Origin of the sequence: Vibrio sp. D420a, from assembly GCF_030248625.1 — a bacterium.
Taxonomy (GTDB): domain Bacteria; phylum Pseudomonadota; class Gammaproteobacteria; order Enterobacterales; family Vibrionaceae; genus Vibrio; species Vibrio fortis_A.
Genome location: NZ_JAHGAN010000016.1, coordinates 121,930 through 142,129 on the forward strand (window position 1 = coordinate 121,930; position 20,200 = coordinate 142,129).

The 20,200-nt window shown below is 45.7% G+C and carries 17 protein-coding genes; 3 read left to right on the plus strand and 14 right to left on the minus strand.

All coding sequences use genetic code 11. The features are described 5' to 3' along the window. Positions 1 to 92: 92 nt before the first annotated feature. Together KI743_RS12170 and hupA are read right to left on the minus strand one after the other, a co-directional pair. On the minus strand, positions 93 to 800 hold the full coding sequence (locus KI743_RS12170) for a DUF1481 domain-containing protein (protein ID WP_152469417.1): 708 nt from the start codon (positions 798 to 800) through the stop codon (positions 93 to 95). A 46-nt stretch (positions 801 to 846) separates the two neighbouring features. Then, positions 847 to 1,119 carry a nucleoid-associated protein HU-alpha gene (gene hupA, locus KI743_RS12175; protein ID WP_004729753.1) on the minus strand — a complete coding sequence of 91 codons (273 nt, stop codon included), beginning with the start codon at positions 1,117 to 1,119 and terminating at the stop codon, positions 847 to 849. Positions 1,120 to 1,390: 271 nt separating this feature from the next. On the opposite strand from hupA, the gene KI743_RS12180 reads away from it, so the two are divergent. Continuing rightward, positions 1,391 to 2,554 (plus strand): CNNM domain-containing protein, encoded by a 1,164-nt coding sequence (locus KI743_RS12180; RefSeq protein ID WP_285466584.1) that lies wholly within the window; start codon positions 1,391 to 1,393, stop codon positions 2,552 to 2,554. A 60-nt stretch (positions 2,555 to 2,614) separates the two neighbouring features. On the opposite strand, the gene KI743_RS12185 is transcribed toward KI743_RS12180, so the two are convergent. After that, positions 2,615 to 3,202, minus strand: coding sequence for a YjaG family protein (locus tag KI743_RS12185; RefSeq protein WP_032549920.1), 588 nt, complete (start codon positions 3,200 to 3,202; stop codon positions 2,615 to 2,617). A 71-nt stretch (positions 3,203 to 3,273) separates the two neighbouring features. Between KI743_RS12185 and KI743_RS12190 the strand changes: the two genes are divergently transcribed. After that, positions 3,274 to 4,200, plus strand: coding sequence for a D-2-hydroxyacid dehydrogenase (locus tag KI743_RS12190; protein ID WP_285466586.1), 927 nt, complete (start codon positions 3,274 to 3,276; stop codon positions 4,198 to 4,200). A gap of 4 nt (positions 4,201 to 4,204) precedes the next feature. Here KI743_RS12190 and KI743_RS12195 read toward each other — a convergent pair whose 3' ends face one another. The 3 genes from KI743_RS12195 to nudC form a co-directional block, all read right to left on the minus strand. Further along, positions 4,205 to 4,750, minus strand: coding sequence for a DUF4136 domain-containing protein (locus KI743_RS12195; RefSeq protein ID WP_285466587.1), 546 nt, complete (start codon positions 4,748 to 4,750; stop codon positions 4,205 to 4,207). A gap of 133 nt (positions 4,751 to 4,883) precedes the next feature. Further along, the gene (hemE, locus tag KI743_RS12200; RefSeq protein ID WP_032549917.1) at positions 4,884 to 5,951 is read right to left on the minus strand and encodes a uroporphyrinogen decarboxylase; all 1,068 of its coding nucleotides are present in this window, start codon (positions 5,949 to 5,951) and stop codon (positions 4,884 to 4,886) included. Positions 5,952 to 6,267: 316 nt separating this feature from the next. Then, complete coding sequence (gene nudC, locus KI743_RS12205) at positions 6,268 to 7,050, minus strand: NAD(+) diphosphatase (protein WP_150869417.1); 783 nt, start codon at positions 7,048 to 7,050, stop codon at positions 6,268 to 6,270. Positions 7,051 to 7,216: 166 nt separating this feature from the next. Here nudC and KI743_RS12210 point away from each other — a divergent pair, with 166 nt between their 5' ends. After that, positions 7,217 to 7,711, plus strand: coding sequence for an Rsd/AlgQ family anti-sigma factor (locus KI743_RS12210; RefSeq protein WP_032549915.1), 495 nt, complete (start codon positions 7,217 to 7,219; stop codon positions 7,709 to 7,711). A gap of 236 nt (positions 7,712 to 7,947) precedes the next feature. On the opposite strand, the gene rpoC is transcribed toward KI743_RS12210, so the two are convergent. The 8 genes from rpoC to secE form a co-directional block, all read right to left on the minus strand. Next, entirely contained in the window at positions 7,948 to 12,150 is a 4,203-nt protein-coding gene (gene rpoC, locus KI743_RS12215) for a DNA-directed RNA polymerase subunit beta' (RefSeq protein ID WP_285466590.1), read from the minus strand. 92 nt (positions 12,151 to 12,242) lie between these two features. Beyond that, complete coding sequence (gene rpoB / locus KI743_RS12220; RefSeq protein ID WP_032549913.1) at positions 12,243 to 16,271, minus strand: DNA-directed RNA polymerase subunit beta; 4,029 nt, start codon at positions 16,269 to 16,271, stop codon at positions 12,243 to 12,245. A 235-nt stretch (positions 16,272 to 16,506) separates the two neighbouring features. Beyond that, a complete protein-coding gene (gene rplL / locus KI743_RS12225; RefSeq protein WP_032549912.1) occupies positions 16,507 to 16,875 on the minus strand; it encodes a 50S ribosomal protein L7/L12 in 369 nt (122 codons plus the stop codon). 57 nt (positions 16,876 to 16,932) lie between these two features. After that, positions 16,933 to 17,427, minus strand: a complete 495-nt coding sequence (gene rplJ / locus KI743_RS12230; RefSeq protein ID WP_285466591.1) for a 50S ribosomal protein L10 — start codon at positions 17,425 to 17,427, stop codon at positions 16,933 to 16,935. Between the two features lie 240 nt (positions 17,428 to 17,667). After that, positions 17,668 to 18,372 carry a 50S ribosomal protein L1 gene (gene rplA / locus KI743_RS12235; protein ID WP_032549910.1) on the minus strand — a complete coding sequence of 235 codons (705 nt, stop codon included), beginning with the start codon at positions 18,370 to 18,372 and terminating at the stop codon, positions 17,668 to 17,670. Positions 18,373 to 18,376: 4 nt separating this feature from the next. Beyond that, positions 18,377 to 18,805 carry a 50S ribosomal protein L11 gene (gene rplK, locus KI743_RS12240; RefSeq protein ID WP_026084318.1) on the minus strand — a complete coding sequence of 143 codons (429 nt, stop codon included), beginning with the start codon at positions 18,803 to 18,805 and terminating at the stop codon, positions 18,377 to 18,379. Between the two features lie 211 nt (positions 18,806 to 19,016). Next, the gene (gene nusG / locus KI743_RS12245; protein WP_032549909.1) at positions 19,017 to 19,565 is read right to left on the minus strand and encodes a transcription termination/antitermination protein NusG; all 549 of its coding nucleotides are present in this window, start codon (positions 19,563 to 19,565) and stop codon (positions 19,017 to 19,019) included. 13 nt (positions 19,566 to 19,578) lie between these two features. Beyond that, on the minus strand, positions 19,579 to 19,956 hold the full coding sequence (gene secE, locus KI743_RS12250) for a preprotein translocase subunit SecE (protein ID WP_032549907.1): 378 nt from the start codon (positions 19,954 to 19,956) through the stop codon (positions 19,579 to 19,581). Between the last annotated feature and the right edge of the window lie 244 nt (positions 19,957 to 20,200).

The following is a 20,200-nucleotide window of genomic DNA, read 5'->3' on the forward strand; positions in this document are numbered from 1 at the left end:
CCTTTTTTAACTTTTGAACGTAATTTGCAGCCTTCAGAGTATTTGGCCTACCATGATCCTTTTACTCAAAATGCTGCTCAGCAATGATATTTCTACTGCTCTTTCAACAGCGCAGGGCGCGTAATACAGTCATGGCTGTCTTCCGCTAGCATCAGTAACTCCTCAACCGATACACTGCCCTTACCGAGCGATACATCGCCCAATACTGCCGCATAGCTGTCTACCGTCGCTAAGCGATTAATCACGAAGCTTGGCAATGTTTGGTTGAATTCAAATTCAGTGAATTCGTCACCGTCACAGCTCTCGAACGAGCGGCCATTCCAGTAGCCTTGCAGCAACTCTAAACCCTCACCGTTTTGTTTGTCGGTAGCTGTTAAGACACTAGTCGCCTCTTTTTTGTAGCGCTCTAACTGCTCAGCTTGAATCGGTAAGATTTTTCCATCGATACGATGCTGTTGATAAACAGCGTCACCCGACGCATTAAAACGCACGTGGACACGGTATGGCACGAGTTTGCCATTAGAGTCGCGCTGTTCACCTTCACGGATAAACTCACGCAGGATGCCATCAGACCAAGCGTAATCGGTTTTGTACCAGCCATAATCGCCTACAGTAACGTAATCGGCTGAACTGTGTGGCTGTGTAAGCTTATTCGTGACCCAGTAAAAGCTGGTTGCGTCACCCATAACCTGACCACCGGTGTAGGTTTCAAATTGTTCGAGATTTTGTGTCGGACTGGATGAGGAACATCCAACGAGAAGTGCTGAGAAGAGAGAAACGAGAAGAAATGTTTTTTTCATAAAACCTGTACCGAGGTGGAATACGACTACCTCGGTACAGTTTAGATTATTTCACTGAATCTTTCAGTGCTTTACCTGCAACAAATGCTGGAACATTTGCAGCAGCGATTTGAATCTCATCACCAGTTTTTGGGTTACGACCAGTGCGAGCTGCACGGTGGTTTACTTTGAAAGTACCAAAACCAATTAGCTGAACTTGATCGCCATCTTTAAGAGCATCAGTTACTCCACCAAGAGTCGCTTCTAGCGCAGCTTTCGCTTGAGCTTTAGAAAGGTCCGCTTTTTCAGCAATAAAGTCGATTAATTGGGTCTTGTTCATTTTAGGTTTCCCTTCTTTGTATTTTTAAATTCAATTCACTCTAAAACATAAATGCCCCATCTGGCAAAGGTTTGTCGACGATCTTTGACTCTAATGCCGTAGTTTTAGCCATAATATGAGTAATAACTCACAATTTGTTACTCAAATTCCCTTCCAAGCCCTTGTTTAAAGGGGGCTGAGACTAAAATTAATGATGACCAAAGCATCAATTTTTTTCTATAATCCAGCTTGAATCGCTGACAAAGCGTACAATCTATCATTAAGGGCAAACATGCTGCTGCTAACTATCTACGTCTCCATTGCGATTGGAGTTTCTTTTATCTGTTCTGTTTTGGAAGCTGTGTTACTGAGTATCAGTCCGAGCTACATCGCTCAACTCAAGCAACAAGGCCACCCTGCAGCTGAGTCGCTCGACAAACTGAAAACAGACATTGATAGACCACTTGCTTCTATCCTAACGCTCAACACCATCGCGCATACTATCGGTGCCGCGACAGCGGGTGCGCAGGCGGCAGTTGTATTTGGTAGCCAGTGGTTGGGTGTTTTCTCTGCCGTACTTACGTTAGGCATTCTAGTGCTATCAGAAATCGTTCCTAAGACCATTGGTGCAACTTACTGGCGTCAGCTTGCGCCTGCATCTTCAAGAGTTTTACGTTGGATGGTGTTCTTCCTTACACCTTTTGTATGGTTCTCTGAGCAGATTACTAAGCGTCTAGCACGTGGCCACGAAGCGCCAAAAATGCGCGACGAGTTATCTGCAATGGCGATCTTAGCAAAAGAGAGCGGTGAGTTTGCAGAAGGTGAATCAAAGATCCTGAGCAACCTATTAGGCATTCAAGATGTCCCTGTGACTCAGGTAATGACTCCTCGTCCTGTCGTATTTCGTGTTGATGCCGAGATGACGATTAATGAGTTTCTGTCTGAGCACAAAGAGACGCCATTCTCTCGCCCACTGGTTTACAGCGAGCAGAGTGACAACATCATTGGCTTCGTACACCGTCTAGAGCTGTTCAAACTACAACAAGCAGGCAGCGGTGAGAAATCACTGGGTGATGTAACACGACCAATTCACGTGTTGCTCAACAACCTAGTATTACCAAAAGCCTTTGACCAGATGATGGCTAAGCGTCTTCAACTGGCAATGGTGGTCGATGAGTACGGCACCATCCAAGGTATTATTACCCTTGAAGACATCTTTGAGCACTTAGTAGGCCAAGAGATTGTCGATGAAGCTGACAAGAACACTGACATGCAAGAACTGGCGTTTCAACGTTGGGAAAACTGGAAAGAGACCCACGGCGTAATCGAAAGCCGCGATGACGAGCATGAAGAAGAGCTCGAAGAGAAAGAAGAACCAGAGACCGAGGAAAAAACTGAAGCCGAAGCTGAGGTTCAACAAGACTCTGAAGTTTCTTCAGCAGATAAGAAAGCGTAATCAAACGCATACAATAAAGGCTCCCGAGGGAGCCTTTATCTTTACTATTCAATCGTAAGCTTAGATAGCAACGCCAATATTGCTGACCGGCTCTTCACGTAATTCATGACGTAAATCTTTAATCAGTTCAATATCACGCTCTGTGGTTTCACGTAGAGGACGGAAGATAGCCCACTGAACGTCCCACTCTTCACATACTGCTTCGTTCTCTTTTTGATTCTGGTTAGTCACTTCGTCTGCACCCTGAGCAAACTCAAGATCCGCGACCGTCTTAACCGACTGTTGGCTAACCTTAATCACCGCTTCAAATAAGTGTTCACGGTCCAACAAACCATGCAGCAGTGTAGCAAGACCTTGGCACGCATCCATTGCAGGGTATACACCATAGAAGTCGAAATCTTCTGCACTCGGGAATAGCTCTTCAATTTTCTCTAGTTGACGCTCAAAGTTCACCTTCGCGGTTTTTACCGTTAGGATTTCCCAGACACTGTCTAACACATCACGGTAGATTCGTGCTTCGGCAAATTCTGTATTCTCACAAAACATGGCATAGTTAGGGTACATACGCTCACACAGACACGCCATGAAAGTAATTTGTTGCCAAGGTTCTAGTTTTTCAAGACGAACCTGAAGTGGATTCTGTAGCATAGTTACTCAATAGTTGCAGAAAAAGACAGCGAAAGTGTACTTGATAAACCTTAGGGAAAAAAGGTAAGCCGATGAACAATTTCACCAATAAACTCTATATTCTCACCGAGCACGACGAGACCTATCAACAACTGGTCCTTGAACACGCCTTACCCGACCTAGAAATCACCGAAAACGCCGCGGAGGCTGACATTGTACTCGCGGCTCCACCTATAGTTGCTCAACGTCTGAACGAGTTCACCAAGCTGGATTGGCTGCAAAGCACATATGCGGGTATCAACGCGCTAGCTAGCCCTGAGCTTCGTCAGGATTACACACTCACCAACGTCAGAGGCATCTTTGGGTCACTCATTGCTGAGTATGTCATGGGATACAGCATCAGCCACTACCGCCACTTTCAACACTACCACCAGCAGCAAGCTCAAAAGCAATGGCAGCCACAGCTTTATCAATCACTCAGCGGACGTACCATGGTGATCCTTGGTACAGGTTCAATTGGCAGTCACCTCGCCAAGGTGGCGCAAGCCTTCGGTATTCAAGCGATAGGGGTTAACCGCACTGGCATACCACCACGTCAAACTTCATTTGATAGCACTTACCACATCAACGAAGCACACGTCGCTCTCAAACAAGCGGATATCATCGTCAATACCCTGCCCTCGACGCCACAAACCAACAAGCTGCTTGATGGTAAATTGCTCAGTCATTGCCAAGGTGCATTACTCTTTAATGTAGGCCGAGGCAGTACACTCGATGAAGCAGGCCTTCTGTTAGCACTTAAAAACCGCTGGATCGAACACGCCTTCCTAGATGTATTTGAAAGCGAGCCTCTAGCAAAAGAGCACCCTTTCTGGGGGCTGCCTCAAATCACTATCACGCCCCATATTGCGGCTCTTAGTGAACCGCGACAGGTTGTCGAGATATTTGCTAACAACTACCAGTCTTGGCGCGATGGCTTTCAGCTCAAATACCAAATCGATTTCGACAAAGGGTACTAGCGGTTTACTTCACTTGTGGCGCTGCAATTGGGTACTCTTCAAACATCTGCTGCACCTGATCTTGAACGAATTCATTTCGCTCTTCAGAGTCCATGGTTTCAGTTAGCTGTCTTTGAGAGACGGAGCGCCACACCACGTCGTTAGTTTGTGTATCAATCAAGTTCACACTGAGCTTGCCGTATTTCTTCTCTTTGACTCGAGTTGGCGTACTAACGCCAGCACCATAGCGGCTATTAATACTGCCCGTGCCAAAGCCAAAACTAAAGGTTGGCCCATCAGCTAGCAACTCAGACGCCTCTAAAATCTCATAGTAGACCGTCAACTGACCATCGGATTCGGATAGGCGCATACCTCTCAAAGCCATCTCTTTGTCGACCGCTTTCTTAATTCGGGCGCCATCTAAGGTCACTGGCGTATTGGGATCCTCATGATACTGATAGGTAGAAAAACCACTAAAATCGACCGAGGAGTCGTAATCGGTCGCCACGTCCGAAGCACAACCAGAAACCAGCATTGCACTCAATAACCAAGCAAAACCCACTCTCAACATACTCAACTCCTTCGAATTTCCACGTTATGTAGATCATAGTCGAAAATTATCGGGGCACCTGTGAAACTCCGAGAAACAAAAAAGCCCCTCACTGCAATAGTGAGGGGCTTTGGCGAAAATCCTATTTTAAGCGTTACTTGTGGTAAGGCTTAGACAGTTCATGTACCGCTTCTACGAACACGCCTGCATTTTCTGGCGGCACGTCTAGGTGGATACCGTGACCAAGGTTAAATACGTGGCCAGTACCCGCGTCACCGAAGCCTTCAAGAATCGTAGAGACTTCTTCACGGATACGCTCTGGAGAAGCATAAAGCATAGAAGGATCCATGTTACCTTGCAGTGCAACCTTATCACCCACGCGCTTAACCGCATCTTGAATGTTGATAGTCCAGTCTAGACCAACTGCGTCACAGCCCGTCGCTGCGATCTGCTCTAGCCACATGCCGCCGTTCTTAGTGAATAGCGTCACTGGTACGCGACGACCGTCGTTTTCACGGATAAGACCATCAACAATCTTATGCATGTATTGTAGTGAGAATAGGTTGTAATCACGAGGAGTCAGTACACCACCCCAAGTATCAAATACCATAACTGATTGAGCACCCGCTTTGATTTGCGCGTTTAGGTATTCGATAACGCTGTCTGCTAGCTTGTCTAGAAGCAGGTGCAGAGTTTGAGGTTCTGCGTACATCATCTTCTTGATCTTAGTGAACGCTTTCGAGCTGCCACCTTCAACCATGTAAGTCGCTAGTGTCCACGGGCTACCAGAGAAACCGATCAGTGGAACATCACCATTTAGATCTTTGCGGATCTGGCGTACTGCATTCATTACGTATTGCAGTTCACCTTCTGGATCTGGCAGGCCAATTTTCTCTACGTCTGCTTTACAAGTAATTGGCTTATCAAATACCGGACCTTCACCCGCAGCAAAGCGCAGCTCAAGACCCATCGCATCAGGAATCGTCAAAATATCTGAGAACAAGATTGCTGCATCAAGAGGGAAGCGACGCAGAGGTTGAAGCGTTACTTCAGATGCCAGTTCAGCGTTCTTACAAAGCGACATAAAATCACCCGCTTCAGCACGAGTTGCCTTGTACTCTGGAAGATAACGACCTGCTTGGCGCATCATCCATACTGGCGTGTAATCAACAGGCTGTTTTAAGAGTGCGCGTAGATAGCGATCATTTTTTAATTCGGTCATTCCGTAAATTCCAATTCAATCTTGTCTAGTTGTTGGCGTGTATTCTAACACTGATTGCAGGGTAAAAGCTGTGTGCTTTGCAACCTAGATCAAGTTATTAACTTTTAAATCAATGCTTAATTTGCACCCAATCATAGGCACATGTTAAAAATTTGTTCGCTAGCGAAAATTACAATTATAACACTGAGTTCCTACAACTCAGCATCTCATAACGACATCTTACTTACCCCCTCCACTTGTGGAGGGTTTTTTTTAGGTATTTGACCACCCATAGGCCAAATACTCCTGTAGGCCAATCCATACGTTTCAGACAGGTTTAATCCGCAGCGATATCTTCAATTGTCTGCTCAATCAGCGCTCTTGCAATAGTCCCTTTCGGCGCGACTTCTGGCATAGAATCTTTCGTAAACCATTGAGCATCAGACAGTTCGCTGTAATCTGGTTTCAACACACCACCAGCATAGTCGGCAAGAAAGCCCATCATCATACTAGAAGGGAAAGCCCAAGGTTGGCTGCCGAAGTATCGGATGTTAGTCACATCGATTCCTGTTTCTTCTTTCACTTCACGAGCAACACACTGTTCGAGAGTCTCTCCGACCTCTAGAAAGCCCGCTATCACCGTATACATCCCGGTTTTGTGTCGTGGGTGCTGAGCAAGTAAAATCTTATTGTCGTGCCTTACAGCGACAATGATGCATGGAAAGATTCTTGGATAGTGTAACGTACGACAATCACCGCACTGCATCGCCACTTGATTATGATTGAGGTGATTGCGTCCGCCACATTGTGGGCAAAAACGCATGCTTTGGCTCATGTGACCGTACTGAATCGCTTTGCTAGCGAGCAGAAACAGAGCCTCAGGCCAGTGCAGCAATTCACGCAGGCTTTGCATCTCAAATTGAAGATCGCTGTCAGAGTCATTTAGCCAGTAAACATGATGATTTTGATACTGACCAATGCATATCGCGTGTTCGATATTGAGTTCAAAATCCACAGCAGTGCCAAGTGGTAAGCGGCCTTCTATGGTCCAAATATCGCTTCCCGACACGACACACCAGTACGCTTTGTCAGTCATCTTACCGTCACTTTTTTTTAACATCCCTATGCCTCATTGCTTGCAGTTCGTTCATTTTACTGGCAATCTAATTTCATACTAGAGTTGTAGCCGATATTAATTCAGGCTATTACTTTTAGTAGCGTATAACAAATGGACCCCTACTTAAGCACTTATCATGATCACAAGGTTGTGATCAGATCATGAGGACATGGTCATGCTAAATAAATTTAAACAAGTACAAGAACAATGGGGTGGCTCGAATGAGGTCATCGATCATTGGCTCGAAACTCGACAGTCTCTAATCGTCGAGTATTGCAAGCTAGGTACCCTTCAGCCAGCTAACGGGCAATCAAACGTTGTTGAACTCCCTTCTCCTAAAGAAATCAGCTCATTTTGCGATCACGTTGTCGATTATATCTCTGAAGGTCATTTTAAGATCTACGATATGGTCATGGCAAAATGGCAAGCGACTGGCTTTAAAACCAATGACGAAATCGACACGACTTACGCGAAGATCGTTCTCACCACTGAGCCGCTGCTAGAGTTCAACGATAAATACGTAAAAGTAAGTGCAGACGATGAGTTGCCGAACTTCGAGGTCGACATGTCGAAGGTTGGAGAGCTACTTGAAGTGCGTTTTGAAGTAGAAGACCATCTGATTCAGCTTATTGCCGACAGTTTAGCGATTCCGCCAGGCGCATAAGCAAGAAACGAAAAGAAGATTAAATCGTGAGGGTTGGCGTTTATGACGTCAGCCCTTTTGCGTTCTTAGAACAGCATTTCCCAATAGTAAAAGCTCATAATTTGGGTTCTCTTTAAATGGTGAGAGTTAGAGGTGACTCCCTACTCGCTCCCTCTTACACGATGGAATGACACTTTCCTTTCACCCAAAAACAAAAAAGGCACCCGAAGGTGCCTTTTCTTTTAAGCTCTTAACGATTACTCGTCAGAAGAGAAGCCTGCATTTAGAAGTGCAGCTAGGTTGTCAGTAGCTTGTTCAGCTGAAGGACCTTCTTGCTCTTCTTCGCGCTTAGCTTGACGCTCTTGGTGGTATGCGAAACCAGTACCAGCTGGGATCAGACGACCAACAATTACGTTCTCTTTCAGACCACGTAGGTCATCACGCTTACCAGAAACCGCAGCTTCTGTTAGTACGCGAGTTGTCTCCTGGAACGATGCCGCAGAGATGAACGACTCAGTTGCTAGAGATGCTTTAGTAATACCTAGTAGTTCGCGCTCGAAGCGTACTAGTTCTTTACCTTCCGCTTCTAGAGCGCGGTTAGCAATCTTAACTTGTGAGTATTCAACTTGCTCTCCAGGTAGGAACTCAGAGTCACCTGCGTGCGTGATTGTACACTTACGTAGCATTTGACGAACGATAGTCTCGATGTGCTTATCGTTAATCTTTACGCCTTGTAGACGGTAAACTTCTTGAACTTCGTTCGCGATGTACTGAGTCACAGCGTGAATACCACGTAGACGTAGGATGTCATGTGGAGTTTCTGGACCGTCAGCGATTACATCACCACGTTCAATCTTCTCACCTTCAAACACGTTCAGTTGACGATGCTTAGGAATCATCTCTTCGTAAGTTTCGCCACCCTCGCGAGTGATAACTAGACGACGCTTACCTTTCGTTTCTTTACCGAAAGATACAGTACCTGTGTGCTCAGCAAGGATCGCAGGCTCTTTAGGCTTACGAGCTTCGAATAGGTCTGCTACGCGTGGTAGACCACCGGTGATATCTTTGTTACCGCCAGATTTCTGAGGGATACGTGCAAGAGTGTCACCAATGCCAACTTCTGCGCCATCTTCGATGTTTACAATCGCTTTACCAGGTAGGAAGTAGTGAGCTGGCATATCAGTACCAGGGATCATTACGTCGTTGCCTGCTGCATCAACAAGTTTGATAGCTGGACGCATATCTTTACCTGCTGCTGGACGCGCTGCTGCATCAGTTACCTCAGAAGAAGATAGACCTGTTAGGTCATCTGTCTGACGAGAAACTGTTACGCCATCGATCATGTCTACGAACTGGATGCGACCTGCCACTTCAGTGATGATTGGCATAGTGTGCGCTTCCCAGTTAGCTACTACTTCACCCGCATCAACTGAATCTTCGTGACCTTTAGTCAGCGTAGAACCGTAAGGAAGTTTGTGCTTCTCTTTCGTACGACCGAACTCATCAACGATGGTTAGTTCAGATGCACGAGAAGTGATTACAAGCTTCTTGTTTTTGTTGATAACGAATTTAGCGTTGTGTAGCTTAACCGTACCTGTAGTCTTAGCTTGGATGCTGTTCTCTGCTGCTGCAGTAGATGCCGCACCACCGATGTGGAACGTACGCATCGTTAGCTGTGTACCCGGTTCACCGATAGATTGTGCAGCGATAACACCAACTGCTTCACCTTGGTTCACTAGGTGACCACGTGCTAGGTCACGACCGTAACACTGTGCACAACAACCGAAGTCAGCGTCACACGTTACAACTGAACGTACTTTGATGCTGTCTACAGAGTTGTCTTCCATGATCTGACACCACTTCTCATCAATCAGAGTATTACGTGGAATTAGAACATCTTCAGAACCAGGCTTAAGAACGTCTTCAGCTACTACACGACCTAGAGCAAGCTCAGAAAGTGCAACTTTAACGTCACCACCTTCGATGTGAGGCATCATGTCGATACCTTCGTGCGTGCCACAGTCATGTTCGTGTACTACAACGTCTTGAGCAACGTCTACTAGACGACGAGTTAGGTAACCCGAGTTCGCTGTTTTCAGTGCCGTATCCGCAAGACCCTTACGAGCACCGTGCGTTGAGATAAAGTACTGAAGTACGTTTAGACCTTCTTTAAAGTTCGCAGTGATCGGTGTCTCGATGATTGAGCCATCTGGACGAGCCATCAGACCACGCATACCTGCTAGCTGACGAATCTGAGCTGCAGAACCACGAGCGCCCGAGTCGGCCATCATGTAGATGCTGTTGAACGATTCTTGCTGCTCTTCTTCACCGTCACGGTTGATAACAGTTTCAGAAGATAGGTTATCCATCATCGCTTTCGCAACGCGGTCGTTCGTAGACGCCCAGATATCGATAACTTTGTTGTAACGCTCACCCGCAGTAACAAGACCAGATTGGAATTGCTCTTGGATTTCACGAACTTCTTCTTCAGCAGATTCGATCTCATCGTATTTCGCTTGAGGTACAACCATGTCGTTGATACCTACAGAAACACCAGAAAGTGCTGCGTATGCAAAACCTGCGTACATGATTTGGTCAGCAAAGACTACAGTGTCTTTCAGGCCAAGCTTACGGTAAGCCTCGTTAAGCAGGTTAGAAATCTGTTTCTTACCAAGCTTTTGGTTAACTAGGCTGAACGGTAGGCCCGCTGGAACGATTTGCCATAGCATTGCACGGCCGACAGTTGTATCAACCATCTTCGTTTCAGTTGTGCTGTTACCATCTTCGTCTTTAACAGTCTCAGTGATACGAACTTTAACGCGAGCGTGTAGCTCAGCAGTCTTAGTACGGTATGCCTTCTCAGCCTCTGCAGGGCCAGCAAGGTACATACCTTCGCCTTTCACGTTGATCTTGTCACGAGTCATGTAGTAAAGACCCAATACAACGTCCTGAGAAGGTACGATGATCGGATCACCTGACGCTGGCGACAGAATGTTGTTTGTCGACATCATCAGTGTACGTGCTTCAAGCTGTGCTTCTAGAGTTAGAGGCACGTGTACCGCCATTTGGTCACCATCGAAGTCGGCGTTATATGCCGCACACACTAGTGGGTGAAGCTGGATCGCTTTACCTTCGATTAGTACTGGTTCAAACGCTTGGATACCTAGACGGTGAAGTGTAGGTGCACGGTTAAGCAGTACTGGGTGTTCGCGGATTACTTCGTCTAGGATATCCCAAACGATAGCTTCTTCGCGCTCTACCATCTTCTTAGCAGCTTTGATTGTCGTAGCCATGCCACGAGTCTCTAGCTTGCTGTAGATGAACGGCTTAAATAGCTCAAGTGCCATCTTCTTAGGAAGACCACACTGATGTAGACGAAGGTATGGACCTACTGTGATTACAGAACGGCCAGAGTAGTCTACACGTTTACCTAGAAGGTTCTGACGGAAACGACCCTGTTTACCCTTGATCATATCAGCAAGAGATTTCAGAGGACGCTTGTTCGAACCTGTGATCGCACGACCGCGACGACCGTTATCTAGAAGGGCATCAACAGACTCTTGCAGCATACGCTTTTCGTTACGTACGATGATGTCTGGAGCCGCTAGCTCTAGAAGACGCTTCAAACGGTTGTTACGGTTGATCACACGACGGTAAAGGTCGTTCAGATCTGAAGTCGCAAAACGACCGCCATCTAGAGGTACTAGAGGACGTAGATCTGGCGGAAGAACCGGAAGTACAGTCAGAATCATCCATTGCGGATCGTTACCCGATGCAATGAACGCTTCAACTAGCTTCAGGCGCTTAGTGATCTTCTTACGCTTAGTTTCAGAGTTAGTTGTTTCCAACTCTTCGCGCATTTCTTCCACTTCTTGATGAAGGTCCATTGTTGCAAGCAGATCTTTGATCGCTTCTGCACCCATCTTAGCAGTGAATTCATCACCCCACTCTTCTAGACGATCCAGATACTCTTCTTCAGTAAGCATCTGAGATTTTTCTAGATCAGTCATACCTGGTTCAGTTACTACGTACATTTCGAAGTAAAGAACACGTTCGATATCACGTAGAGGGATATCCATTAGTAGACCGATACGAGACGGTAGCGATTTTAGGAACCAGATGTGAGCAACTGGTGAAGCAAGCTCGATGTGGCCCATACGGTCACGACGAACTTTAGTTTGTGTAACTTCTACGCCACACTTCTCACAGATAACACCACGGTGTTTCAGACGCTTGTATTTGCCACAAAGACATTCGTAGTCTTTAACTGGACCAAAGATACGCGCACAGAACAGACCATCGCGCTCAGGTTTGAACGTACGATAGTTGATCGTCTCAGGTTTTTTAACTTCACCGAAAGACCATGAACGGATCATGTCTGGTGAAGATAGACCGATTTTGATTGCATCAAATTCTTCGGTCTTATGCTGCGCTTTTAGAAAGTTTAATAAGTCTTTCACAATCAGCTCCTGTAAGGAGTTAAAAGGAGCTCACCCGCAAAAGTGAGCACCTTCAACCAAATAATCGCTTTTCTCTATAAAGAAAGAAGGGATTACTCTTCGTCTTCTAGCTCGATGTTAATACCTAGCGAGCGGATCTCTTTCAACAGTACGTTGAACGATTCTGGCATACCAGGTTCCATGCTATGGTTGCCATCTACGATGTTCTTATACATCTTAGTACGGCCGTTAACGTCATCCGACTTAACTGTTAGCATTTCTTGAAGCGTGTAAGCAGCACCGTATGCTTCTAGTGCCCATACTTCCATCTCACCGAAACGCTGACCACCGAACTGAGCTTTACCACCAAGTGGTTGCTGAGTTACTAGGCTGTAAGAACCAGTTGAACGAGCGTGCATCTTGTCATCAACAAGGTGGTTTAGTTTCAGCATGTACATGTAACCAACAGTTACAGGACGCTCAAACGCATCACCAGTACGACCATCAAACAGAGTTAGCTGACCAGATTCTGGTAGGTCACCCAGTTTAAGTAGTTCTTTGATTAACGCTTCAGAAGCACCATCGAACACAGGAGTAGCAATCGGTAGACCGCCACGTAGGTTCTTGATCAGAGTACGAACTTGATCATCAGACAGTTCAGCAATGTCAACTTTCTGACGAGTATCACCAAGATCGTAAACCTTCTGTAGGAACTCACGGAACTTGTGCAGCTCTTGTTGTTCCTTAACCATTTGGTTGATCTTGTCACCGATACCTTTCGCAGCCAGACCTAAGTGTACTTCTAGGATCTGACCGATGTTCATACGCGATGGTACACCCAGTGGGTTCAGTACGATGTCGACCGGTTGACCTTTCTCATCGTATGGCATGTCTTCAACAGGGTTAATCTTAGAGATTACACCTTTGTTACCGTGACGACCCGCCATCTTATCACCAGGCTGGATGCGACGTTTAACTGCTAGGTAAACCTTAACAATCTTCAGTACGCCAGGCGCTAGATCATCACCTTGAGTGATCTTACGACGCTTAGTTTCAAACTTCTTATCGAAGTCAGCTTTTAGCTCATCCCACTGCTCAGCAAGTTGCTCAAGCTGTGATTGTAGCGCGTCGTCTTCTAGTGCTTGCTCTAGCCACTTCTTACGGCCGATTGCATCAAGCTTAGCTTCAGAGTAACCACCAGACAGAAGAACAGCTTTAACACGGTTAAGAAGGCCACCCTCAAGAATTTGGAACTCTTCAGTTAGGTCTTTCTTCGCTTCTTTCAGTTGCATCTGTTCGATTTCAAGTGCACGCTTGTCTTTCTCTACGCCATCGCGAGTGAAGACTTGTACATCGATGATCGTACCTGAAACAGAGTTTGGTACACGTAGAGAAGTATCTTTAACATCAGATGCTTTCTCACCGAAGATTGCACGTAGTAGCTTCTCTTCAGGAGTCAGTTGAGTTTCACCTTTAGGTGTTACTTTACCAACTAGGATGTCGCCACCCTTAACTTCAGCACCAATGTAAACGATACCTGACTCGTCTAGTTTAGACAGAGCAGACTCACCTACGTTTGGAATATCAGCTGTGATCTCTTCAGAGCCCAGCTTAGTATCACGAGCCACACAAGATAGTTCTTGGATGTGGATAGTCGTGAAACGGTCTTCTTGAACTACGCGCTCAGATACTAAGATCGAGTCTTCGAAGTTGTAGCCGTTCCAAGGCATGAATGCGATACGCATGTTTTGACCAAGTGCTAGCTCACCAAGGTCTGTTGAAGGACCATCAGCTAGTACGTCGCCACGTGATACAGGTTCACCTGGAAGCACGGTAGGACGTTGGTTAATACATGTGTTTTGGTTAGAACGCGTGTACTTAGTTAGGTTGTAGATGTCGATACCAGCTTCGCCAGGTACTAGCTCATCTTCGTTAACCTTAACTACGATACGAGAAGCGTCTACAGACTGAATCATACCACCACGTTTAGCTACGGCTGTTACACCAGAGTCTACTGCGATGTTACGTTCGATACCTGTACCAACTAGAGGCTTATCAGCTTTTAGAGTTGGAACTGCTTGACGTTGCATGTTCGCACCCATCAATGCACGGTTCGCATCATCGTGTTCTAGGAACGGGATAAGCGATGCAGCGATAGATACTACTTGGTTTGTCGCAACGTCCATGTAGTCAACGTGGTCGCGTGGGTGAAGACCAGATTCACCTTTTTGACGAGCAGTGATTAGCTCATCTGCGAACGTACCTTCTTCAGTAAGAACGGTGTTCGCCTGCGCGATTACAAATTGACCTTCCTGGATTGCAGATAGGTAATCTACTTCGTCTGTTACAACACCATCTACTACGCGACGGTACGGAGTCTCTAGGAAACCGTAGTCGTTACAACGCGCAAATGCAGATAGCGAGTTAATTAGACCGATGTTTGGACCTTCAGGCGTTTCGATCGGACATAGACGACCGTAGTGAGTTACGTGAACGTCACGTACTTCGAAGCCTGCGCGTTCACGAGTTAGACCGCCTGGACCTAAAGCAGAAATACGACGCTTGTGCGTTACTTCTGACAATGGGTTGTTTTGGTCCATGAACTGTGAAAGCTGTGAAGAGCCAAAGAATTCTTTAACAGCAGCAGAAATAGGCTTAGCGTTGATTAGGTCTTGAGGCATGATTGCATCAAGGTCACCAAGGCTTAGACGCTCTTTAACAGCACGTTCTACACGAACTAGACCAACACGGAATTGGTTCTCTGCCATTTCACCTACTGAACGGATACGACGGTTACCTAGGTGGTCGATATCATCAACTTCACCTTTACCGTTACGGATAGCGATCAGCTTCTTCATCACTTCGATGATGTCTGATTCGTCTAGCGTACCGCGCTCTTCTTCTTCTTCACGCTCGATAGAGCTGTTGAACTTCATACGGCCTACAGTTGATAGGTCGTAACGTTCTTCAGAGAAGAATAGGCTTTCGAATAGAGCTTCTGCAGCTTCTTTTGTTGGTGGCTCGCCAGGGCGCATCATGCGGTAGATTTCTACAAGCGCAGAGATACGATCTACAGTGCTGTCTGCACGTAGAGTGTCTGACATGAATGGACCATGGTCTAGGTCATTCGTGAACAATACTTCTAGAGCTTTGTGACCTGCTTGAGATAGGTTAGCAAGTGCCTCTAGGCTGATCTCTTGGTTAGCACCAACAATGATCTCGCCAGTTGCTTCGTTGATGTAATCTTTCGATGCAACTTTACCAACGATGTACTCTACTGGTACTTCGATGTGTTCAACGCCATCTTTTTCAAGTTGACGGATGTGACGAGCAGTAACACGACGACCAGTCTCAACGTAAACTTTGCCGTTTGCTTCGATGTCGAATGACGCAGTTTCACCACGTAGACGATCTGGAACCAACTCCATTAGTAGAGTTTGGTCTTTCACTTCGAAGTTCACTTTCTCGAAGAATAGATCCAGGATCTCTTCTGTCGACTTACCTAGTGCACGAAGGATGATTGAAGCTGGTAGCTTACGACGACGGTCGATACGTACGAATAAGTTGTCCTTAGGATCGAACTCAAAGTCTAACCATGAGCCACGGTAAGGAATTACACGTGCGTTATAAAGAACTTTACCTGATGAGTGGGTTTTACCCTTATCACTGTCGAAGAACACGCCTGGGCTTCGGTGCAGCTGGGATACGATAACCCTCTCGGTACCATTGATTACGAAAGTACCATTGTCTGTCATAAGCGGAATTTCGCCCATGTAGACTTCTTGTTCTTTAATGTCTTTTACAGTACCTGCTGGCGCATCTTTATCAAAGATAACTAGACGTAGTTTAACGCGTAGTGGCTTTGAGTAAGTTACACCGCGGATTTGACATTCTTTAACGTCAAAAACTGGCTCACCAAGACGGTAGCTAACGTATTGCAGCTCAGAATTGCCGTTGTAGCTCTGAATTGGGAATACAGAACGAAAAGCAGCCTCAAGACCGTATTGACCTTCAGGATCCTGTTCGATGAATTTGTCGAAAGAATCAAGCTGGATCGATAACAGGTATGGAATGTCCAAAACTTGTGGACGAGTACCAAAGTCCTTACGGATGCGCTTTTTCTCGGTATAAGAGTAAACCATGGGGTTCCTCAGCTCGCTGATAAGTGACCCAAACTACCCGAAACACTCCTCGGAGGGGGTAGTGACTAACAGCTGTTTACTGTAGTGAACGATTATCTTGGAAAGGTAATCGTTTTTTTGCTCAGGTTATGACGTTTAAACAGCGGGAAAATTCGTCATAGCCCTACAGCGCAAAAAGGCCGGTGGTTATTTAACCACCAGCCAATAGCCGTTAGGCTAAGAAATTAAGTAATAATTACTTAACTTCAACAGAAGCGCCTGCTTCTTCTAGCTGTGCTTTAAGAGCTTCAGCTTCAGCTTTGTCAACGCCTTCTTTTAGAGGTGCTGGAGCTGAGTCTACAAGACCTTTAGCTTCTTTAAGACCTAGGCCAGTTGCGCCACGTACAGCTTTGATTACTTGTACTTTGTTAGAACCAGCAGCAGTTAGGATTACGTCGAATTCAGTTTGCTCAGCAGCAGCTTCGCCACCAGCAGCACCGCCAGCTACAACAGCAGCTGCAGCAGATACGCCGAATTTCTCTTCCATAGCTTCGATAAGCTCAACAACTTGCATTACAGACATTTCTGCAACTGCGTCTAGGATTTGCTCGTTAGTAATAGACATAACAATTCTCTTTTAAGTCAACAATAAGTTTAATTTGCAACCAGTGAAAAGCAAGGCTTATGCCGCTGCTTCTTCTTTTTGGTCACGTAGTGCAGCGATAGTACGAACCAGCTTGCCTGCAGAAGCTTCTTTCATGCACATCATTAGGCGTGCGATTGCTTCGTCGTAAGTTGGTAGTGTCGCTAGTACTTCAGCATCAGTAACTGTGCCTTCAAATGCAGCAGCTTTGATCTCGAAATCTTTGTTCTCTTTAGCGAAGTCTTTGAAAAGACGCGCTGCAGCACCTGGGTGCTCGTTAGAGAACGCGATCAGAGTTGGACCAGAGAAAGTGTCTGTTAGACACTCGTAGTCAGTACCCTGAACCGCACGACGTGCTAGTGTGTTACGAACAACTTTCATGTAAACACCCGCTTCGCGAGCTTGTTTACGTAGAGAAGTCATTGCGCCAACTTCAACGCCACGAGAATCAGCTACAACTGCAGAAAGTGCACCATTAGCTGCTTCGTTGACTTCAGCAACAATTGCTTTTTTGTCTTGAAGATTTAAAGCCATTTGGTTTAACCTCTGGTTGTGATTACAGCACTCATTACAGTGTGTAATGAGCGTTTACGATGCTAATAAACATGAATCACTTCATTTAAATTAGGCATCGCCTACGTAGGTTTTATTAAGCTATAACTCCGAAAAGCACAGCGCCTACGGTCTTGGGATAGATGACTCGAATTGCTTCAGAAATCACCCAACCACAAATATTAGGCGCAGAATTATACACTAAATCTGCGCCTAAGCAAATTAGTTTGCTTGAGTGTTCAGGCTAGCCTGATCAACAGCAACACCAGCACCCATAGTAGTAGAGATGCTTACTTTCTTCAGGAAAGTACCTTTCGCTGAAGAAGGCTTAGCTTTCTTAAGAGCAACTAGCAGAGCTTCAAGGTTTTCTTGAATCTGGTTAGCTTCGAAAGATGCTTTACCGATAGTAGTGTGGATGATGCCGTTCTTGTCGTTACGGTAACGAACCTGACCAGCTTTAGCGTTCTTAACAGCTTCAGCAACGTTAGGAGTTACAGTACCAACTTTAGGGTTTGGCATAAGGCCGCGTGGACCTAGGATAGTACCTAGTTGACCAACAACGCGCATTGCATCTGGAGAAGCAACAACTACGTCGAAGTTCATTTCGCCTTTCTTCACTTGCTCAGCAAGATCTTCCATACCAACAACATCTGCGCCAGCTTCTTTAGCTGCTTCTGCGTTTGCACCTTGAGTGAACACAGCAACGCGGATTTCACGGCCAGTACCGTGAGGTAGCACAGTAGCGCCACGTACGTTTTGGTCAGATTTACGAGCATCGATGCCTAGGTTAACAGCAACATCAACAGACTCAACGAATTTAGCAGTAGCTAGTTCTTTAAGAAGAGCAACAGCTTCGTTGATTTCGTACTCTTTAGTTACGTCAACTTTTTCGCGGATTACGCGCATACGCTTAGTAAGTTTTGCCATCTTATTAACCCTCTACCACTAGGCCCATTGAACGAGCAGTACCAGCGATTGAACGCTTCATTGCTTCGATGTCAGCACCAGTCATATCAGCAGCTTTAGTTTCTGCGATTTCTTGGATTTGAGCGTCAGTTACAGTACCCACTTTTTCAGTGTTTGGACGACCTGAACCAGACTTAACGCCAGCAGCTTTCTTAAGAAGAACAGCAGCAGGTGGAGTCTTAGTTACGAACGTGAAAGAACGGTCGTTGTATACAGTAATAACTACTGGAGTCGGTAGACCTTTTTCAACAGATTCTGTTTTTGCGTTGAACGCTTTACAGAATTCCATGATGTTAACACCGTGTTGACCTAGAGCAGGACCAACCGGTGGCGACGGGTTTGCCATACCAGCTGCAACTTGCAGTTTGATATAAGCTTCAACTTTCTTAGCCATGATATTTCCTAATATTTGGGTACATGCGCTAGCCGCAAGGCAAGCTCCCCATAATTTGAATTAAGCTTTTTACTTCCTCAGAAGTAAAAAGGCGCGAAATTATAATCATAATTCGCGCCTTAAACAACCCTAAAAAGGTGATTTTTTATACTCTTTTAATTTGAACAAGTTGCCAATAAGTTATCCACAACTTTGTTCAACTATTCGAGTCTTAGTCCAGTTTTTCAACCTGACCGAATTCAAGCTCAACAGGAGTTGCACGACCAAAGATCGATACAGAAACCTTAATGCGGCTCTTCTCGTAATCCACTTCTTCAACAGTACCGTTGAAGTCAGCAAATGGACCATCGTTCACACGAACCACTTCACCAGCTTCGAACATAGTCTTAGGACGTGGAGCTTCGCTCGCTTTCTCTAGACGGTTCAGAATCGCATCAGCTTCTTTGTCAGTGATTGGTGCAGGACGATCAGAGGTGCCACCAATGAAGCCCATAACACGCGGAATGCTGCGTACTAAGTGCCATGATTCGTCATTCATGATCATCTGAACTAATACGTAGCCAGGGAAGAATTTACGTTCACTCTTACGACGTTGACCCGCGCGCATTTCCACTACTTCTTCAGTAGGTACTAGCACATCGCCAAACAGTTCTTCCATGTTGTGCATTTTAATATGTTCGCGTAGCGATTGAGCCACACGACCTTCAAAGCCAGAGAAGGCTTGAACTACATACCAACGTTTTTTTGGAGCTTCACTCATGAATCAGAACCCTCTATACCCCAGTCACAAAGGCAACAAGACGAACCATAATGCCGTCGATGCCCCATAGTGCTAGAGCCATAACAATACTTACAGCTAGAACGATCAATGTGGTTTGCATAGTTTCTTGGCGTGTAGGCCAAACCACTTTACGAATCTCCATACGAGATTCTTTTGCAAATTCGATCGCAGCTTTACCTTTAGTTGTCGTTGCTGCAACGCCTAGTGCGGCAGCAATCAGCACAACTACACCTGCAGCGCGAATTACAACTGATAATTCACCATACAGGTAATTACCCACAACAGCGGCGGCTAGCAGAACAAAAGCGACAATCCACTTCATTGTATCTGCTGCACTTGAGCTATCAGGAGTCTCAGCGTTTGCTTTCATAAAACCAACCTGTGATAAGTCTTAAATATAGACGACAATAACCCCGCTGTTGCAGGGCACATTCCTTTGCGTTGCAGAACAACACATCTAACAGTCATTTTAGTCAAAAATGATCGTTTTATTCTTTGCTAAGAGACAAAGTTGCTGTGATTTCACGCAACTCTTTTTTTAGCGCAGAAAAAGGGCATCAAATGATGCCCTTTTTACTAGTGGTTCGTCAAATCTTATGCAAAGATTTTAGCTA

What these genes read in the sequence shown, in the direction of transcription:
- KI743_RS12170 (WP_152469417.1), bottom strand. Translation starts at nt 800, where the DNA reads ATGAAAAAAACATTTCTTCTCGTTTCTCTCTTCTCAGCACTTCTCGTT.
- hupA (WP_004729753.1), bottom strand. Translation starts at nt 1,119, where the DNA reads ATGAACAAGACCCAATTAATCGACTTTATTGCTGAAAAAGCGGACCTT.
- KI743_RS12180 (WP_285466584.1), top strand. Translation starts at nt 1,391, where the DNA reads ATGCTGCTGCTAACTATCTACGTCTCCATTGCGATTGGAGTTTCTTTT.
- KI743_RS12185 (WP_032549920.1), bottom strand. Translation starts at nt 3,202, where the DNA reads ATGCTACAGAATCCACTTCAGGTTCGTCTTGAAAAACTAGAACCTTGG.
- KI743_RS12190 (WP_285466586.1), top strand. Translation starts at nt 3,274, where the DNA reads ATGAACAATTTCACCAATAAACTCTATATTCTCACCGAGCACGACGAG.
- KI743_RS12195 (WP_285466587.1), bottom strand. Translation starts at nt 4,750, where the DNA reads ATGTTGAGAGTGGGTTTTGCTTGGTTATTGAGTGCAATGCTGGTTTCT.
- hemE (WP_032549917.1), bottom strand. Translation starts at nt 5,951, where the DNA reads ATGACCGAATTAAAAAATGATCGCTATCTACGCGCACTCTTAAAACAG.
- nudC (WP_150869417.1), bottom strand. Translation starts at nt 7,050, where the DNA reads ATGTTAAAAAAAAGTGACGGTAAGATGACTGACAAAGCGTACTGGTGT.
- KI743_RS12210 (WP_032549915.1), top strand. Translation starts at nt 7,217, where the DNA reads ATGGTCATGCTAAATAAATTTAAACAAGTACAAGAACAATGGGGTGGC.
- rpoB (WP_032549913.1), bottom strand. Translation starts at nt 16,271, where the DNA reads ATGGTTTACTCTTATACCGAGAAAAAGCGCATCCGTAAGGACTTTGGT.
- rplL (WP_032549912.1), bottom strand. Translation starts at nt 16,875, where the DNA reads ATGTCTATTACTAACGAGCAAATCCTAGACGCAGTTGCAGAAATGTCT.
- rplJ (WP_285466591.1), bottom strand. Translation starts at nt 17,427, where the DNA reads ATGGCTTTAAATCTTCAAGACAAAAAAGCAATTGTTGCTGAAGTCAAC.
- rplA (WP_032549910.1), bottom strand. Translation starts at nt 18,372, where the DNA reads ATGGCAAAACTTACTAAGCGTATGCGCGTAATCCGCGAAAAAGTTGAC.
- rplK (WP_026084318.1), bottom strand. Translation starts at nt 18,805, where the DNA reads ATGGCTAAGAAAGTTGAAGCTTATATCAAACTGCAAGTTGCAGCTGGT.
- nusG (WP_032549909.1), bottom strand. Translation starts at nt 19,565, where the DNA reads ATGAGTGAAGCTCCAAAAAAACGTTGGTATGTAGTTCAAGCCTTCTCT.
- secE (WP_032549907.1), bottom strand. Translation starts at nt 19,956, where the DNA reads ATGAAAGCAAACGCTGAGACTCCTGATAGCTCAAGTGCAGCAGATACA.